General features: G+C 28.0%; 1 protein-coding gene. It reads left to right on the forward strand.

The features are described 5' to 3' along the window. A partial coding sequence (locus GBZ86_RS16865) for a glycoside hydrolase family 20 zincin-like fold domain-containing protein (RefSeq protein WP_152892555.1) occupies positions 1–361 on the forward strand: 361 nt, incomplete at both ends.

Raw genomic sequence — 361 nt, forward strand, 5'->3', positions numbered from 1 at the left:
ATTTCCAAATTGCAGACAGTAGTAGAATTGTTTTAGATGGAAATTATGAAGCTGAGTTAAGCAAAACAGCTGAAATATTTAAAGAAGATTATAAAGACATTTTAGGAAAAGATATAGAAATTATTACAGGAGAACCAAAGGCAGGAGATTTTTATTTTACATTAAATTGTGAAGATAAAAGCATTGGTGAAGAAGGCTATTATTTATATATAGATGATTATGTTAAGGTAGAAGCTATTGATGAAACAGGAGCTTTTTATTCAACTAGATCAATACTTCAAATATTAAAGCAAACAAAAAATACCATAGCAAAAGGTATTGTAAGAGATTTTCCAAGGTATGAAACAAGAGGATTTATGCT

Origin of the sequence: Clostridium tarantellae (assembly GCF_009295725.1) — a bacterium.
Classification (GTDB): Bacteria; Bacillota; Clostridia; order Clostridiales; family Clostridiaceae; genus Sarcina; species Sarcina tarantellae.